This window comes from Nocardia sp. NBC_01377 (genome assembly GCF_045040005.1).
GTDB classification, from domain to species: domain Bacteria; phylum Actinomycetota; class Actinomycetes; order Mycobacteriales; family Mycobacteriaceae; genus Nocardia; species Nocardia noduli.
The window spans coordinates 4,846,898-4,865,028 of sequence record NZ_CP109566.1 but is presented as its reverse complement, the minus strand read 5'-3'; the positions used below and the strand labels follow the sequence as shown (position 1 = coordinate 4,865,028).

General features: G+C 69.4%; 9 protein-coding genes and 2 pseudogenes. 8 read left to right on the top strand and 3 right to left on the bottom strand.

What is annotated here, in order from left to right:
• The first annotated feature begins 11 nt into the window (after positions 1-11).
• The 3 genes from OG225_RS22315 to OG225_RS22305 all read left to right on the top strand — a co-directional run bounded on the left by OG225_RS22315 (position 12) and on the right by OG225_RS22305 (position 2,453).
• Complete coding sequence (locus OG225_RS22315; protein WP_405177106.1) at positions 12-608, top strand: TetR/AcrR family transcriptional regulator; 597 nt, start codon at positions 12-14, stop codon at positions 606-608.
• 78 nt (positions 609-686) lie between these two features.
• A complete protein-coding gene (locus OG225_RS22310) occupies positions 687-1,376 on the top strand; it encodes a PadR family transcriptional regulator (protein WP_405177105.1) in 690 nt (229 codons plus the stop codon).
• 111 nt (positions 1,377-1,487) lie between these two features.
• Positions 1,488-2,453, top strand: a complete 966-nt coding sequence (locus OG225_RS22305; RefSeq protein WP_405183335.1) for an esterase/lipase family protein — start codon at positions 1,488-1,490, stop codon at positions 2,451-2,453.
• Between the two features lie 65 nt (positions 2,454-2,518).
• Here the strand turns inward: OG225_RS22305 and OG225_RS22300 are convergent, their stop codons facing one another.
• The 3 genes from OG225_RS22300 to OG225_RS22290 all read right to left on the bottom strand — a co-directional run bounded on the left by OG225_RS22300 (position 2,519) and on the right by OG225_RS22290 (position 5,847).
• Complete coding sequence (locus OG225_RS22300; RefSeq protein ID WP_405183334.1) at positions 2,519-3,652, bottom strand: lipase family protein; 1,134 nt, start codon at positions 3,650-3,652, stop codon at positions 2,519-2,521.
• Between the two features lie 85 nt (positions 3,653-3,737).
• Positions 3,738-4,949, bottom strand: a complete 1,212-nt coding sequence (locus OG225_RS22295) for a lipase family protein (protein ID WP_405177104.1) — start codon at positions 4,947-4,949, stop codon at positions 3,738-3,740.
• Positions 4,936-5,847, bottom strand: a complete 912-nt coding sequence (locus OG225_RS22290; RefSeq protein WP_405177103.1) for an oxidoreductase — start codon at positions 5,845-5,847, stop codon at positions 4,936-4,938. The genes OG225_RS22295 and OG225_RS22290 overlap by 14 nt, the downstream gene beginning before the upstream one ends.
• Before the next feature lie 332 nt (positions 5,848-6,179).
• Here OG225_RS22290 and OG225_RS22285 point away from each other — a divergent pair.
• The 5 genes and pseudogenes from OG225_RS22285 to OG225_RS22265 form a co-directional block, all read left to right on the top strand.
• Positions 6,180-11,909: pseudogene (locus OG225_RS22285) on the top strand (SDR family NAD(P)-dependent oxidoreductase); the annotation flags it as partial.
• 60 nt (positions 11,910-11,969) lie between these two features.
• A pseudogene (locus OG225_RS22280) lies at positions 11,970-12,458 on the top strand (beta-ketoacyl reductase); the annotation flags it as partial.
• A gap of 235 nt (positions 12,459-12,693) precedes the next feature.
• Positions 12,694-15,819, top strand: coding sequence for a type I polyketide synthase (locus OG225_RS22275; protein ID WP_405177102.1), 3,126 nt, complete (start codon positions 12,694-12,696; stop codon positions 15,817-15,819).
• Between the two features lie 21 nt (positions 15,820-15,840).
• Positions 15,841-16,812 carry an AfsA-related hotdog domain-containing protein gene (locus OG225_RS22270; protein WP_405177101.1) on the top strand — a complete coding sequence of 324 codons (972 nt, stop codon included), beginning with the start codon at positions 15,841-15,843 and terminating at the stop codon, positions 16,810-16,812.
• A gap of 13 nt (positions 16,813-16,825) precedes the next feature.
• Positions 16,826-18,127 carry an FAD-dependent oxidoreductase gene (locus tag OG225_RS22265; RefSeq protein ID WP_405177100.1) on the top strand — a complete coding sequence of 434 codons (1,302 nt, stop codon included), beginning with the start codon at positions 16,826-16,828 and terminating at the stop codon, positions 18,125-18,127.
• Positions 18,128-18,131 lie beyond the last annotated feature (4 nt).

Genomic DNA, 18,131 nt, shown 5'->3' with positions numbered 1-18,131 from the left:
AGTCTGGGAGTGTGACCGAGCAGATGTCAACAACCACCAGGGATCGCCTCGTGACGGCGACGGCGGAACTGATGCGAAGGCAGGGGTATTCGGCGACGACGGTCAAGCAGGTCACCGTCGCCGCCCGCGCCCCGATGGGGTCGCTGTATCACCACTTCCCCGAGGGAAAACCACAGCTGGCGGCGTCGGCGCTACGCACATCCGGCGCCGCGTACATCCAGCTCCTGCCCCTGCTGATGGATCCGTACGACGACCTGCGCGAGGCGATCCCCGCCGCCTTCGCCGCGGCCGCCGAACAGATCCGGGACTCGGGCTGGATGAATATGTGCCCGGTCGGGACCGTCGCGGGCGAGATCGCCGACAGTGAACCCGGACTGCGCGAGGTCACCGCCGAGGTCATCGGCTCCTGGGTCGAATCGGGGTCGGACTATTTCGTGCGCCGCGGTCTCGCCGCCGCCGACGCCCGTGAGCTGATCTTCGCGGTGCTCGCCGCGTTGGAGGGCGCCTTCATCCTGTGTCGCACCCTCCGGTCGGTCGAACCGTTGCACGCCGCGGGGCGTGCGATGGCGTCGCGGGTGGAGGTGATGGTCGCGGCGTCGGGCGGCTGAACCCCGAGTGGGCGTCGTCACTGGGAATGATCCCCGACTTCCTTGCGTTCGATGCATTGTCGATATATCGTCGATAGTATGAAGAGAACGCGAGAGCCTGAGGAGGCCGAGATGAACACCCTCGACAATCAAGATTTCGGACGGCGTGGACGCCGTCATGGTCACCACCGCGCCGATATCGAATTCGGCCCGGATTTCCACGGCCGTCGCCGCGGACCACGCCAGGGCTTCGGTCCCGGCTTCGGCCCGGGGTTCGGCCCCGGTTTCGGGCCGGGCGCGCAGTTCGGACGTGGACGCGGTCGCGGTGGCAGGGGTAGGCGCGGTGACGTCCGCGCCGCGGTATTGCTGCTGCTGGCCGAGCGCCCGATGCACGGATACGAGCTGATCCAGCAGATCCGTGAGCGCAGCGACGATGTCTGGCGTCCGAGTCCGGGATCGATCTACCCCGCGCTGGCCCAGTTGGAGGACGAAGGTCTCGTTCTCATCGAGAAGGTCGCGGGTCGTAAGACCGCGAAACTGACCGAGACCGGGACGGCGTACATCACCGAGAACCGCGAGGATCTGGGCGACCCGTGGGCCGATGTCAAGACCGATGTGGGCGCCCAGGCCATCGACCTGCGCGGACTCGTCGGACAGCTGATGGGCGCGGTCGGGCAGGTCGCCGCGGCGGGTACGCCCGAACAGGCGGAGAAGGCGGCCGAGGTGCTGACCGAGGCGCGTCGCGCGCTCTACCGCATCCTCGCCGACGACGACGCTACCGAGAAGTAACCCCCGGACCTGTCCTGCGCGTGTGCCTTTCGCGCCTTTTCGGGTCATCATTGTGAGATGGAACATCCGAAGGGTGTGTTGGGTCGGGGATTATCACAGTGGGGCAGGTCGATGCTGATCTGCGTCTTGGCCGGAGCCGTCTTGTTCGGCTCCGGCGCGGCGCGGGTGCACGCGGATCCGAGTTCGAACCACGCGCCCCCGGAGATACCGACCGCGAGCGCCCCCGCGCAGCCCGATCACCTGGCCGCGGCCGTCTATCAGAAATTCCATTGGAACGTCGTTCCCGCGGGCGTGAACAACGTCGACTGCGTACCCGCTGACCCGTCCTCGCGACCGGTGATCCTCGCGCACGGCACCGATTCCACCGCGTACTCCGATTGGTCGGCCATCGGCTCGCTACTCGTCGACGCCGGAATCTGTGTTTTCGCATTGAATTACGGCGCGGCGCCGGGCGCGACCACCTATGGCACCGAGGATATGCGGGTCAGTGCCGCCCAGGTCGGGGATTTCGTCGATCTGGTGCTGGCGCGGACCGGCGCCGACCAGGTCGATCTGGTCGGATTCTCCCAGGGTGCCAACGTGACTCGGTACTACATGAACAAACTCGGCGGTGCGTCCCGGGTGCGGCAGTGGGTCGGACTGGCGTCGCCGAGTTACGGCGGGGTGATGTACGGGCTGGCTCCGGTCGCGCAGATGATCCCGGGGGCGTTGGAACTTTTCGCTCGGGTGACCTCGCAGGCGGTGATCCAGCAGGCGCAGGGATCGGCGTTCATGCTCGAACTCAACGCGGGCGGCGACACGGTTCCCGGACCGAGATACGTGACGGTCGGCAGCCGCGTCGACGAGATGATCCAGCCGTTCGAGAATATCGCCCTGCGGGGCCCAGGCGCGGAGAACCTCGTACTCCAGGACCTGTGCCCCGAGGATCTGACCGGGCATTTCCACATGGTCTACGACCCGTTCGTGGGGGAATTGCTGCTCGACATCCTCGACCCGGCCCGCGCCCCCGCGCCGGTGTGCCGTCCGGTGCCGCTCGGTACCGGCATTCCCGAGGTGATCATCGCGGGCAATTCCTGACCGCGACCGACGTGAACGGCCCCGTGATTCCGTCCGGAATCGCGGGGCCGTTCCGCGCGGGTGGGTCAGCAGTTGCTCGGCGCCGGTTCCCCGCGGAACCGCGCTTCGATGAAATTCCACGCTCCGGGGAATCCCGCCACCGCCGTGGTCATGTGCTCGGAGATGTCGTAGGTGACGAAGGTCAGGTGCGCCCCCGCCGCGCAGTATCTGTCGGCGACCTCGGCGGCGGATTGGAACGGCGTCAGCTCGTCGTAGATGCCGTGCCAGTAGTACAGCGGCGCGGTCGGCACGTCGGGAAAACGGCGCACGCTGTTCTCGCGCAACACCGCCCGTGCCTCCGGGTTGTCCATCAGGCTCTTGGTCGCCGCCATCTGCTCGGCATTGCGCAGGGCGCCGTTGGCCAGGATGAAACGCCTGCATTCGTCGTGGGTGAACTCCCGGAACCACAATCCGGTCTCGTTGAGCTGGGCCGAGATCGGCAACCGCGTCGGATACTCCCGCTCCAGGCCCATCGCCGCGGCGAAGGCGAGCCCGAAGCCGGGGTGCGGTCCGAAACCGATCCCGAGCGCCATCTCCTCGACATCCACCGGGATACCGCCCGCCGCGACGCCGGCCAGTGACAGATCGGGGGCGTAGGTCGGCTGTAACGCGGCGGCCCACGCGCTCGCCATCGCGCCGCCGGAGTACCCGGCCAGCGCGACGGGCGAATCCCCGAGTCCGAGGCCGGTCGCCCGCTTGAGCGCCCGCACGCTGTCGAGGGTGACCATTCCGCTCAGCCGTGCCGCGCCGTAGGCGACCGTCGGCCCCAGGTAGTCGGGTAGTGCGATGGCCCAGCCGCGCCCGAGCGGAAGTACCGCGCCGAGCGCGTCCAGGGTCTCCTCGTTGAACAGCGAATACGACGGATTGCATTTGGTGCCGAGGGAATTGATCAACGCCTGGTAGGAGACCAGCGGCGGGTTCACCGCGCCCTCGGGGATCAGCACGGTCGTCACGCCCATGATGGGATCGCCCGCCGAGTTGGTGGACCGGAAGGCGACGTTCCAGTAGTCGACGCCCTGGAACGGGCCGGTGTCGACCTTGCGTGTGCGCACCACGTCGCCGGGCTGGAGCGCGGCGAGATCGTCGGGGGCGTGGAAGAACGGGTCGGGGTTCGGCGTCGGATAGAGGGGTTCGCTCGACGCCGTCGAATGGGTGGACATGGCGAGGCCGACGAAACAGACGGCGGCGATCAATGCCCTGAACCAGGTACCGGTCATGAGGTCGATCCTTGGAGGTCGGGGTCGGTCAGCAGTTGCTCGGCGCGGATTCGCCCCGGAAGCGGGCGTCGAGCCAGCTCACCGCGGACGGGAAGCCGAGTACTGCGGTGGCGAGGTGATCGGGGCTCGGATACAGCTCGGACCAGAGCCTGACCCCGGCCTGACAGTAGCGGCGATTGGTGCGGTCGACGGATTCGACCGGGATCAGCGGGTCGGTCGGGGTGTGCCATTCGAAAACCGGCACGGTCGGCGTGCCGTCGAACAGTTCGAGACTGTTCTCGCCACTGACCTGCCATACCCGCTCGTCATCGATCAGCGACGTGGTCGAGGCGAGCGCGCCCGCGCTCTGCATGGCGCCGAGCGCGATGAGTTCGTAGGTGCAGGCGTTGGCCATCGACGCCCGGATCTGCTTGCCCTGCTCGTTGAGCTGATCGCTGATCGGGAGCCGGTCGGGGTATTCGCGCTCCAATCCGAGCGCCGCGCCCATCGCCAGGCCGAACATCGGGTGCGGCGCGAGGCCGAGCCCGCGGGCCATGAGATTGATATTCATCGGAACGCCGCCCGCCGCCGCGCCGACCAGACGCAGTTCGGGGGCGTATCGCGGTGCGAGCGCGGCGGCCCACGCGGTAGCCATGCCGCCGCCGGAATAGCCGAGCATCGCGGCCGGGCTCTCGGCGAGGTCGAGTCGGGGAACGCGCTGCGCCGCGCGGATTCCGTCCAGGGTGATCTGCCCGCCCAGCCGTGCCGCGCCGTAGGCGGCGGTGGGACCGAGGTGATCGGGCAGCGCGATACTCCACCCGCGCAGCAACATGGTGTTGAGCAGCGGGACGGCGCGGTAGAGCAGGTTCGGGTCGTGGTCGTAGAGCCCGTGATAGACCGAGCATCGGGTCCCGAGACCGTTGATGATGTGCTGATACGACAGCAGGGGAGCCCCCGGCCGGTGCTCGGCGGGGGTCAGCACCGTCGTGGTCGCCGCGATCGGTCGGCCCTGGGAGTTCGTCGAACGGAATTTGATCAGGGTGACCGTCGCGGTCGGGAAATACGGCAGCGGCGGCTCGGAACGCACATCGATGACGTCACCGGGCGCGGCGTCGGCGATGCCCGACGGTGTGGCGAAAAACGGGTCGGGGTCCGGGTCCGGATAGACGGGCTGGGCCATGACCTGGCCCTGACAGGTCAGTCCCGTCGCCGCGCCGATCATCAGCGCGCAGATCAGGATTCGGGTCCTAGTGAGCTTCATGAACGGTCCCTGTGGCAGTAGGTGCTATGGGGAAGCGGAGGCCGGTGGCCCGCTCGGATTCCTCCCACAACCGTTGCCACAGTGCGGGATCGCGCGAGAGCGAACTCGACGGGGTCGCGGCGACCGGGCCTCGGGTGTGCATCAGCCGGGTCGGGCCCCAATAGATTCCCGGGTCGGCTTCCGGTGCGGTGGCCGCGAACAGCATCGATCGCGCCGCGGCCGCCCTGGACTGCCCGACGAGTCCGATGAAGGGTTCGGCCACCAGATCCAGCGGCGTGCCGGTCCTGGCGACCAGTCCGGTGGGGGCGACTCCCGGATGGACGGCGTAGGACCTGGTGGCCGATCCGGTGCGTTCGAGTCGGTCCTGTAATTCGCGGGCGAACATCAGCGTCGCGAGTTTGGACTGCGCGTAGGCGCCCGATCGGGAATAGCGGCGGCGTTCGAACTGCAAATCATCCAGATGTAATGCGCGTATCCACTTGTGGGAAATGCTGGAGACCGACACGACGCGGTCGGTGATGCGGTCCAGCAGCAGTCCGGTCAACGCGAAATGCCCCAGGTGGTTGACGCCGAACTGCATTTCGAAACCGTCCGCCGTCCTCGCGAACGGGATGTTCATCAGACCGGCATTGTTGATCAGAACATCGACTTCGCCACGCCGGTCGGCGAATTCGCGAACCGAGGCTAGGTCGGCCAGTTCGAGTCGCTCGACGACGATATCTCCGTCGATGTCGCGCGCGAATTCACGCGCCCGCTCGACGTCACGGCATGCCATCACCACCGTCGCCCCGCGGTCGGCGAGCGTCGCGGTGACGACTCGGCCGAGACCGCCGTATGCCCCGGTGACGACGAAAGTTCGGCCCTGTTGGTCCGGTATCAGGCCGGGGGTCCACGTCATGGGGGCAGACACTATGGCAGCCTGCGAAACCCGAGCAATGGTTGCTGGGCAAGCCCCAGTGGCGTCACACCCGCCATTGTTGTGTCTCCCAAATACCCTGATTGCGAATGCGATTCGTCACGACCTGTCCTAGCCTGACGCACAGCGACACGGCAGCTCGCGCTGTGTGTCGCCCCACTTTGTCCGCTAACTGTGTCGCATCGACGGTGTCGCGCCGTCGCCGTCCGGCCGGTGCGACGCGATGGGGCCGGCGATTCGAATTCTGCCGCCGTCGTGTCTGGTTCCACGGTAATGACGCATGCCGTTACCGCTGATGCAGGAGATGTTTGCCCATGGCGAATGAGAACGAGCTTCGCGCCTACATGAAAAAAGCGATCAAGGAATTGCAGACCACCCGGGGGCGGTTGGCGGATCTGGAATCGAGGGCGCACGAGCCGATCGCGATCGTCGGGATGGCATGTCGCTATCCGGGCGGCATCGAATCGCCGGAACAGCTGTGGCGCGCGGTGGCCGACGGTGTGGACCTGGTCTCGGACTGGCCGCGCGATCGCGGCTGGGACACCGACGGGCTCTTCGACGCCGAACCGGGCATCGAGGGCAAGACCTATGTCCGTTCCGGTGGATTCCTCGACGGCGCAACAGAATTCGATCCGGCGTTCTTCGGAATCGGGCCGCGCGAGGCCCTCGCCATGGATCCGCAGCAGCGGCTGGTGCTCGAGACCGGCTGGGAGGCGTTCGAACGGGCCGGTATCGATCCGACAACCGTGCGCGGCAGCGCCACCGGTGTCTTCGTCGGCATGATGACCGATGCCCAGACCCCGCCCGCGCACACCATGGGCAAGGATCGCCACGGTGTTCTCCCGTTCCTGATGACGGGCCAGGCGGCGAGTATCGCCTCCGGCCGCATCGCCTACACCCTCGGGCTGGAGGGGCCCGCCGTCACCATCGACACCGCCTGTTCGTCGTCGCTGGTCGCGGTGCACCAGGCGGCGCGGTCGCTGCGCGCGGGGGAGTGTTCGCTCGCGCTCGCGGGCGGGGTCACGGTGATGGCGACCCCGTCGGCGTTCATCGCGTTCTCGGCCCAGCGCGCGCTCGCGGGCGACGGCCGCTGCAAATCCTTCGCCGCGGCCGCCGATGGCACCGCCTGGGGCGAGGGTGTGGGAATGCTGCTGCTGGAGCGTCTTTCGGAAGCGCGACGGCTCGGGCATCCGGTGCTCGGCCTCGTCCGGGGTACCGCGGTGAATTCCGACGGCGCGTCGAACGGGCTCACCGCGCCGAACGGATTGTCGCAGCAGCGGGTGATCCGGACCGCGCTCGCCGACGCGGGTCTGGAGGCGCGCGACGTGGACGTGGTCGAAGCGCACGGCACCGGAACGACACTCGGCGATCCGATCGAAGCCCAGGCGCTGCTCGCGACTTACGGTCAGCAGCGCGGCGATCGCGATCCGCTGCTGCTCGGGTCGATCAAATCGAATATGGGCCACACCCAGGCCGCCGCGGGCGTCGGCGGCCTGATCAAGATGGTGATGGCGATGCGTCACGAACTCGTCCCGCCGACCTTGCACGTCGATGAACCGTCACCGCATGTGGACTGGGCCTCCGGCGCGGTGCGCCTGGTCACCGAAGCGACACCGTGGCGGCGGTCGGACCGGTCGCGGCGGGCGGCGATCTCGTCGTTCGGGATCAGCGGAACCAACGCGCACGTGATCGTGGAGGAGGCACCGGCCGAATCGGTCGCCGCGCCCGCCGCGCCCGTCGATCCGGTGGTGACGCCGTGGGTGGTGAGTGCGAAATCCGAGGCGGCACTGGCCGCGCAGGCGGCGCGGCTGGCCGACTTCGTCGCGGCGGCCGACTCCGCGACAGCGGACCTCGCGACGGCCGATATCGGTTACACGCTGGCCGAGGCGCGGGCCCGATTCGAGCACTGCGCCGTCGTCCTCGGCGGTGATCGGGCGCAGTTGCGGGCGGGACTGCGGGCGCTGGCCGACGGTGTCGGCACGGCTGCGGTGGTGCGCGGCGCGGCGGGCGGACCGGCCTCGGTGGCGGTGATGTTCCCCGGCCAGGGCGCGCAGCGCGTCGGCATGGGCCGCGATCTCTACGAGCGATATCCCTTCTACCGCAACGTCTTCGACGAGATCTGCGCGGCCTTCGACGCGCATCTGGACAGGTCGCTGCGTGACCTGGTCCTCGGCGGCGAGGACACGGAATCGGCTGATCTGCTCGATCGGACCGAATACACCCAGCCCGCGCTGTTCGCGACCGAGCTCGCGGTCTATCGGCTGGCCGAATCGTGGGGTCTGCGCGCGGATTTCCTGATGGGACATTCCATCGGCGAGATCGTCGCGGCCCACGTCGCCGGGGTGTGGTCGCTCGCCGACGCGGTCACCCTGGTGGCGGCCCGAGGCAGGCTGATGCAGTCGCCGCCCGCGGGTGGCGCGATGATCTCGGTCGCCGCGAGCGTCGACACCCTCGCCGGACTGCTCGACGAATTCGGTGACGTCCTCGGTGTCGCGGCGGTCAACGGGCCGCGTGCCACGGTGCTGTCCGGCCGGGACGCCGCGATCACCGCCGTGGCGGGCAAACTCGAGGCCGACGGCGTCACGGTGCGCAGGCTGCGGGTCAGCCACGCGTTCCATTCACCGCTGATGGATCCGATCCTGGACGAATTCGCCGAGGTGTGCGCGAATCTGACCTACGGGACGGCGGTACTCCCGGTCGTCTCCGCGCTCACCGGGCGGGTGGCCGAGACAGCCGAGCTGAGTTCACCCGACTACTGGGTGCGGCACCTGCGCGAACCGGTGCGATACCTGGACGCGGTGCGCTGGGCCCACGACACCGGCGAGGTCACCTGTTTCGTCGAGGCGGGGCCGGGCACTACCCTGTCCGGGCTGGTGCTGGGAGGCGTTCCCGAGGACCGGGCCGACGCAGTCACCGTCGCCCCGCTGCAACGACCGGGGTCGGCGGGCGAGATCGCCTTCGTCCACGGACTCGCCACCGCCTACACCGGCGGCGCACCGGTCCGCTGGACCGCCGCCTTCGCCGAGACCACCGCGCGGCGGGTCGACCTGCCGACCTACGCGTTCCAGCGGGGCAGGTTCTGGCTCGAGAGCGCTTCCGGCGGCGATATGCGCCAGGCCGGTCTCGGCGCGACCGACCACCCGCTGCTCGGCGCGGCGATCAGTCGCGCCGACGACGGCGGCCTGCTGCTGACGGGACGGCTCTCGCTGCGGACGCACCCGTGGCTGGCCGGGCACCGGATCGGCGGACAGGTGCTGCTGCCCGGCACCGCCTTCGTCGAACTGGCCTGCCACGCGGGCGAACTCGTGCACACCCCGGACATCGGCGAACTCGTGCTCGAAGCGCCGCTGGTCGTGCCCGAGAGCGCGGCGGTCGAGGTACAGGTCGTCGTCGGCGCGACGGGTGCGCAGGGCGCGCGGACCGTCGCGGTGTACTCCCGGCCGCAGGGAGCGGGCACGAATGTGGCCGAAGGCCGCTGGCTGTGCCACGCGAGCGGCAGTCTCGTTCCCGCGTCCGCCGAACAGCGCGTCAGCGGTGACCTCGGCGCCTGGCCGCCCGCGAACGCGGTGGCACTGCCCGTGAACGACCCCTACGACGGGATGGCGGCGGCCGGATACAGCTACGGCCCGGAATTCCAGGGCATGGGGCGAGTGTGGCGTCTGGGGGAAGTGGTCTTCGCGGAAGTTCAGCTCCCCGAGCCGATTCGCGGCGACGCCGAACACTTCGGCCTCCATCCGGCCCTGCTCGACGCCGCGCTGCACGCGATGATCCTGGCCGGGACTATCGGTATCTCGGGCAGCGGCGGAATCCGCCTGCCGTTCGCCTGGGAAGGTGTCCGCGTACGCGCCGTCGGCGCCGCGGCACTGCGGGTGCGCATCGCGCCGCGCGGGCCGGACCGCGTCGAGTTGGAACTGGCCGACACCATGGGCGGGATCGTCGCGACGATCGACGCGCTCGTCATGCGGGAAGTCCCCCGCTCGGCACTCGGCGTCGCCGCCCCGGTCGCCGACGACGCGCTGTTCGAGACCACCTGGGTGCCGGTGCCGCACGGCACGCGCACGGACGGAACCTGGTCCGGCGACGACTCGGACCTCCGATACACGCACTCGGACAACGACTTCCGCGTCATACCCCTGTTCTCCGACGCCACCGGACCGTCCGGCGACGATCTGCCCGACGACGTACACGCCCGGCTCGCGACCCTGCTGTCCCGACTCCAGGATCTGCTCGCCGCCGACGATGACGACCACCCGGCACTGATCGCGGTCACCTGCGGCGCGGTGGCCGTGCACGGCGCCGAGGACGTCCCCGACCTGGCGGGCGCGGCGGCCTGGGGACTGCTGCGCAGCGCGCAGACCGAGAATCCCGGCCGTGTCCTGGTTCTCGACGTCGACGACCGCGCAGACTTCCGCTCGGCCGTCGCCCTCGCCGCCGAATCCTTCGACGAGGGCCAGTTCGCGCTGCGGCACGGCGAACTGTTCGCCCCCCGCCTGACGCGCGCCGGAGCCGATACCGTCGGCTCGGCCGCGCTCGTCGGATCACCGTCCTGGCAGCTGGTGACACGGGGCAGGGGCACCCTGGACGGCGACAACATGATCCTGTCCGAAGTGCCCGACACCGCCGCGCTGGAGCCGGGACAGGTCCGAATCGCGGTGCGGGCGACGGGGATCAACTTCCGCGACGTGCTCATCGTGCTCGGCATGTATCCGATCCCCGATACGCCCGTCGGCGGCGAGGGCTCCGGAATCGTCGTCGAGGTCGCCCCCGACGTCACCGACCTCGCGCCGGGGGACAAGGTGATGGGCATCTTCACCGGCGTCGGCGCGACCGTGGTCTCCGACCATCGGACCCTGATCCGCGTTCCCGAGGGGTGGTCCTTCGAACAGGCGGCGGCCACCCCGATCGTCTTCGCCACCGCCTACTACGCACTCGTCGATCTCGCGGCCGCGCGGCCGGGGGAAACCCTGCTCGTGCACGCCGCGACCGGCGGTGTCGGCATGGCCGCGGTGCAACTCGCCCGTCACCTCGGACTCGACCTCTACGTCACCGCGAGCACCGGCAAATGGAAAGTGCTGCGCGACATGGGCTTCACCGACGATCGGATCGGTGACACCCGCACCGTCGACTTCGCGGACAAATTCATGGCCGCGACCGACGGTCGCGGCGTCGACATCGTCCTCGACTCGCTCGCCGGCGACAAAGTGGACGCGTCGCTGGGACTGCTGCCGCGCGGCGGTCGCTTCATCGAGATGGGGCTCACCGATCTGCGCGACCCGCAGACGGTGGCGACCGATCACCCCGGCGTGCGCTACCGCAACTTCCTGCTGATGGAGGCCGGTCCGCAACGTCTGCGCGAGATTCTGGCCGAACTGGTCCGGCTCTTCGACACCGGTGCGTTGCGCCCGCTTCCGGTGACCTCGTGGGACGTGCGCCGGGCCCCGGCCGCGTTCCGCCAGCTCAGCCAGGCACGACATATCGGCAAATACGTGCTCACCGTCGCACCGGGACCGGACCCGGCGGGCACCGTGCTGGTGACCGGCGGTACCGGCGGACTCGGCGCGCTGATCGCCAAGCACCTGGTCACCGCGCACGGTGTCCGTCATCTGCTGCTGGCGGGCCGGCGCGGTCGCGCCGCCGACGGCGCGGCCGAACTGGAAGCCGAACTCGCCGCGCTGGGGGCCGAAACATCCATCGTGGCCTGCGATCTCGGTGACAGGTCGGCGGTCGACGCGCTGCTCGCCGGGGTGGACCAACGTCATCCGCTGACCGGAATCGTGCACGCCGCGGGCATCGTCGACGACGCGCTGCTGTCGGACCAGAACGGCGAGCGGCTCGCCCGGGTGCTGCGGGCCAAGGCCGATTCGGCCTGGCATCTGCACCGGGCGACCCGCGAACTGCCGCTGTCGATGTTCGTGCTGTACTCCTCGGTCGCCGGACAACTCGGTTCCCCCGGTCAGGCGAACTACGCCGCCGCGAACGCCTTCCTCGACGCCCTCGCCCAGCATCGCGTGGCCGCGTCGCTGCCCGCGACCGCGCTGGCGTGGGGTCTGTGGGAACGCGCGACCGGCATCACCGGCCACCTCAACGACCGTGACCGCACGCGGATGCGCCGTGACGGCCTGATCCCGCTGGCCGACGCCGAGGGCGTCGCCCTGTTCGACACCGCACGCGGCACCGGCCACACGGCGCTTGTGCCCGCGCGGCTCGATCCGGACGCGCTCCGATCGCTGGGCGAGGCGTCCGAGATGCCGCCGGTGCTGCGCGGCCTGCTGCGCGCCCAGCGCCGTGCCGCCGACGCGAGTGTCGCCGAGGCGGCCGCCCTGGTGGCCGGTCTGACCGGGCTCGGGCCGGTGGAACAGGAACGCGTGATCCTCGGCGTCATCCGGTCGCACGCCGCCGCGGTGCTCGGCCACGAATCGCGCGAGGCGGTGCCGCCGGACACGGCGTTCACCGAACTCGGATTCGATTCGCTGGGCGCGGTCGAATTCCGTAACCGGCTCAAAGCGGCGACCGGGGTGAAACTGTCGACCACCGTCGTCTTCGACTACCCGAACGCCGCCAAACTGGCGCGCTACCTGCGCGAGGAGATCGCACCGGAACGGGATCCGGTGCAACATCTCGTCGTCCAGTTGGAGACCGTGGCCCAGGGCTGCGCCGAACTCGACGGCGAACAACTCGGCGTGATCGTGGCCCGCCTCGGCGACCTGGCGCGCCGACTCGGCGGGGCCACCGGCGAAACCGTCGACGACATCGATGACGCCGACGACGACGAACTGTTCGAACTCATCGATCAGGTTCGCCCCGCGAGCCTCGGCTGAAAGGGCGACCGTGGCGAACGAAGCCGAACTGCGCGACTATCTCAAGCGCGCGGCACACACCATCAAGGAGACGCGACAGCGCCTCGACGAGATCGAATACCGGGCCCGCGAGCCGATCGCGGTCGTGGGGTCGGCCTGCCGGTTCCCCGGCGGCATCGACTCACCGGAGCTGCTGTGGGAGGCGCTGCTCGAAGACCGTGACCTGATCGGCGACATGCCGGACGATCGCGGCTGGGATATCGACGGGCTCTACGATCCCGACCCGGACAAATTCGCGAAGTCCTACACCAGGTCCGGGGGGTTCCTGGACCGGGCGGGCGCGTTCGACGCGGGATTCTTCGGGATCGGTCCGCTCGAGGCTCGGGCCATGGATCCGCAGCACCGACTGCTGCTCGAAGTGGCCTGGGAGGCGATCGAACGCGCCAGGATCGATCCGTCGACCCTGCGCGACGGCCCGACCGGTGTATTCGTCGGGCTCAGCGAACAGGGGTACGGATTCGGCTCGGCCCAGCAGTGGGACGGCGCGGAGACCTACTTCTTCACCGGGAACGCCGCCGCGATGGCGGCGGGACGGATCGCGTATCTGCTCGGTCTGGAAGGTCCCGCGCTCACCGTGGACACCGCGTGTTCGTCGTCGCTGGTCGCCGTGCACCAGGCGGTGCAATCGCTGCGCCTGGGCGAATGCGCGACCGCGCTGGCCGGTGGCGCGGCCGTGATCGCCACGCCCGCGCCGTTCGCGCTGTTCTCGCGGCAGCGGGCATTGGCGCCGGACGGACGCTGCAAGTCCTATGCCGCCGCCGCGGACGGCACGGCCTGGGGTGAAGGCGCGGGACTGCTACTACTGGAACGACTTTCGGACGCGCGCGCCAACGGTCATCCGATCCTCGCGGTCATCAGGGGTTCGGCGATCAACGCCGACGGCGCGTCGAACGGACTGACCGCGCCGAGCGGGATCGCGCAACGCCGGGTCATCCGGGCCGCGCTCGCGGCCTCGGGGCTCACCACCGCCGAGGTGGATGTCGTGGAAGGTCACGGCACCGGAACGGTGCTCGGCGATCCGGTCGAGGCCCAAGCCCTGCTCGCCACCTACGGTCGCGGTCGCGGCGACGGCGCCCCGCTGCTGCTCGGTTCGATCAAATCCAATATGGGCCACACCCAGTCCGCGGCGGGGGTGGCCGGACTCATCAAGGTCATCGAAGCCATGCGGCACGGCGTCGTCCCGGCGACCCTGCACGTGGATACCCCGACACCGCACGCGGATTGGGACGACGCCGGGGTCCGGCTGGTCACCGAGCCGACGCCGTGGCCCGAGGTGGACCGGCCGCGCCGCGCGGCGGTGTCGTCCTTCGGGATCAGCGGCACCAATGCCCACGTCATCGTCGAACAGGCCACCGAAACCGCCACCGATTCACTGTCCACGATCCGGGATTCCCTCCCCACGGCGTGGGTTCTCTCGGCGAAATCCGAAGCCGCGCTGCGGGAACAGGCCGTTCGGCTAGGGAGCATGTCGCCCGCCGACCCCGTCGATATCGGGTACTCCCTGGTGCGAACCCGCGCACGATTCGATCACCGCGCGGCGGTTGTCGCGACCGACGCCGACGAACTGCGGCGCGGCGTGGACGCGCTCGCGGCGGGCACCCGCTCCGCGGCGCTCGTCCGTGACCGCCGTCGCGGCTCGGGGAAGGTCGCCATGCTGTTGTCGGGCCAGGGTAGCCAGCGCACCGGGATGGGGCAGCGGCTCTACCGGGCCTATCCGGTCTTCCGCGCAGCCTTCGACGAGGTGTGCGAGTTGTTCACCCCGTATCTGGAGCGCCCGCCGCGCGAGGTGATCTTCGACGCGGCGGCCGCGGATCTGCTCGGTCGCACCGATCACACCCAGCCCGCGCTGTTCGCGATCGAGGTCGCGCTGTTCCGGTTGCTCGAATCCTGGGGAATGACACCGGATTTCCTGGTGGGACATTCGATCGGGGAGTTGGCGGCCGCGCATCTGGCCGGGGTGCTGTCCCTGCCGGACGCCGTCACGATGGTCGCGGCCCGTGGACGTCTCATGCTCGGTCTGCCGCGCGGGGCGATGACCTCGGTGCGCGCCTCCTACGACGACGCCATCGCGGGTCTGGCCGAATCCGGGCTCGACATCGCGGTCGCGGCGAGCAACGGCCCCAACGCCACCGTGATCTCCGGCGCGCCCGACGCGATCGACGCCGCCGAACGGTACTGGCGAAGCCGGGGACGCCGGGTGAAACGTCTGGACACCGAACGCGCGTTCCACTCGCCGCAGGTGGACGGGATACTCGACGAATTCGCCCGCGCCATCGCGGATATCCGGTTCGGCGAGCCGGTCCTGCCCATCCTGTCCACGGTCACCGGGCGGCTCGCCGGACCCGCCGACATGTCCACGCGCGACTACTGGGTACGCCAACTGCGCGAGCCCGTGCGATTCCACGACTGCCTGCGCCACATCGCGGCCGCGGGCGTCTCGGTCTTCCTGGAAGTGGGTCCGGCCGACATTCTCTCGGCCATGGTCTACGAGACGGTGACCGATCCCGACACCGTCGCCGTTCCCGCATTGCGACCCGGCATCGATGAGGCGACCTCGGTCACCAGGGCCGCCGCCGCGGCGTGGGTGCGCGGGGCCGCGCTGGACTGGGTCGGCACCTACGCGGGCAGCGATGCGCGCGCTGTCGACCTGCCCACCTACGCCTTCCAACGCGAGGTGTACTGGGCGCAGACCGATCGCGCCGTGCTCACCGAATTGATCGGCGCGGAAGGCGCGCAGCTCGCCGTAGGTGCTGACGTCCTCGTTCGAGTCGATACCGCCGAGCGGACCGGAGCCGCCGAACCCCTGATCGAGGTGGCCGAGGCGGATCGTGCGGAATACACCGTGCGACTGGTGATCTCGCAGATCCGCGAGATCCTGGTCGATCTGGCGGAAGACGATATCGCCCTCGACGCGACCGTTCTCGAGATCGGCCTCACATCGCTGTCGGCCCTGGAACTGCGGGCCAGGATCAACGCCACCGCCGGGACATCGATCACCCTCGAGGACCTCTTCCTGCATCCGACCCCCCGCGCCCTCGCCGACCTGCTGGCCGACCGGCTCTGGCCCGCCGAACCGGCCGTCGTGGGCGCACCGTGACACGAAGCCCGAGGTGAATCCATGGAGAACCAGCTGACCAACGGCCGCACCGCCGCGCGCCGGGCCCTCGGCTTCGACCAGGCGGTGCCGCGTTCGCTCGCGCATCGCAGCGCCGTCGCCGAGGTCTTCGTCACCGACACCGCGGCCGTCGGCGACGAATTCCTCGCGGCCGTGCAACTTCCGCGCGCGCACTCGCTGTGGTTCGACCGCCTCGTCACCTACCACGATCCGCTGGCCGTACTCGAGGCCGTCAGGCAGTCGCTGCTCGTGATCGGACAGCGGTACCTGCGCGTTCCGGTCGACTCTCCGGCGAGTCTGCAACGCATGGGTCTGTGCGTGGAGGATCTCAGCCTCTTCCACGACGACGAACGGGCCCCGCTCGAGGCCGTGGTGCGCATCCGCTCCGACCGGAACCCCGCCGATTCCGGGTACTTCCGCGATATCTCGTTCGATGCCGACGTCACCGTCGACGGCGCGGCGGCGATGACCGTGCACGGCGGCGGCATCGCCTTCCCCCGCGACGCCTACGACGAGCTACGCGCGCTGCAACAGGACAGCCGCGACCCCGGCACGATCACCGAGGTCGACTCTCTCGACCCGAATCTGCTGGGCCGCAGGGATCCTCGCAATATCGTCCTCGGCCGAGCGGGGGAGCGACTGCTGCTCGTCGTCGACCAGCGCCATCCCAGTTTCTTCGACCACCCCTACGACCACGTGCCGGGCCCGCTGCTGATCGAGGCCTTCCGGCAGGCGGCGCTACTGGCCGCGACCGAGGCGAACCAACTCGCCGCCCCGATCGCCGCCGTCACCGAATTACGCGCCGAATTCACCGAATTCATCGAACTCGACGTCGATATCGACTGCGTCACCGAGATCGCGCCCGGATCGGCGCCCGGTTTCCCGCTGGTGTCGATAGGACTGCGGCAATACGGCAAGCAGATCGCCCACGGCACCGTCGAGTTGTCGTCGTATCCGTCGATCACCCACCGATAGGAACAGGAACCCCATGAGGCGTACGCAGATATCCCGCAGATTCGCCGTGGTCGGCGGTGGTATGTCCGGACTCGCCGCGGCCCATCGGCTCTACGAGGCGGGCCACCGCGTCGATCTCATCGAAGCCGACGGAGTACTCGGCGGCCGCATGGGCTTCGACATGCTGGGCGAACGCCCGATCATGGTGGGCGGCAAGAATATCGGCCGCCGCTACACCCAGGTCAGGGCTTTCGTCGCGGCCATGGGCGGCGCCGAATACGAACAGTTCGGTATCAACAGTTCGCAGATCATCGACGGCGAACTGACCACACTCGACAACCCCGGCGTGATCGGACTCGTCCGTCACCTGCTGCGCATCGGCACCCCCGCCGATGTCGTGACGATGCTGCGCTACGGCGCGCGGGTCCGACTGTCCGCCCGTAACCGCTACCTCGGCTCACCGCATTTCACCCGCGTCGGCGCGGCACTCGACAACGCCACACTCGACACCTATTTCACCCCGGGGCTCGGCCGTCACGCCTTGCGGCCCATGAGTTTACGGCTCAACGCCGCCGAACCGGACGAAGTCTATCCGGGCACCTTCGGTGTGCATCTCGGCATGGTGATGGACCGCTACGACCAGTTGGTGCGCGGTTTCCAGCCGGTCGTCGACGATTTCGCGAACCGGATCACCCTGCGACTCGACACCAGGGTCGATGGCATCGTGCTCGACGACGGGCACGTGCGCGGACTGACCCTGTCCAGCGGTGCGGGCGCCGCCACCCGTGCGGACTACGACGGCGTGGTGCTCGCGACCCCCGCGTTCGCGACGGCCGCGATCGTCGCCGACGGCCTGCCCGCGTTGGGTAAACTCCTCGGCGAGGTCGCCTATCATCCTTCCACCGTGGCCGTCGTCGAATACGACGGTGAGATGTTCACCAGCGCAGTGCGCTCGATCGCCTTCGACACCGGACCGTGCAGTGCGGCCGGAGTCTACGGAATCGACGACCGCCACATCGTCCGCTACACCTTCAGCGGCGCGCAGGCGCGACCGGTCCCGAGTTCGGGAGTCCTCGGCGCCTGGATCGACGCCGCCGAGAAACAGGTCACCGACCACCTGAAAACCACACCACCGCGGCGTGTTCGGATGCGAACCCGCAGTTGGGAGGCCGCGCACTGCGCCTACGTCCCCGACCACGGTGAGTTCCTCTCCCAGGTCGCGACCCAGGTCGCCGCCGTCCCGGGCCTGGAACTGGCGGGCGACTACCTGCTCGGCGCGCAGTTGGAAGCCTGTTTCCGCTCCGGCGCGGCGGCCGCGCGTCGCTTGCACGGCTGAGGCT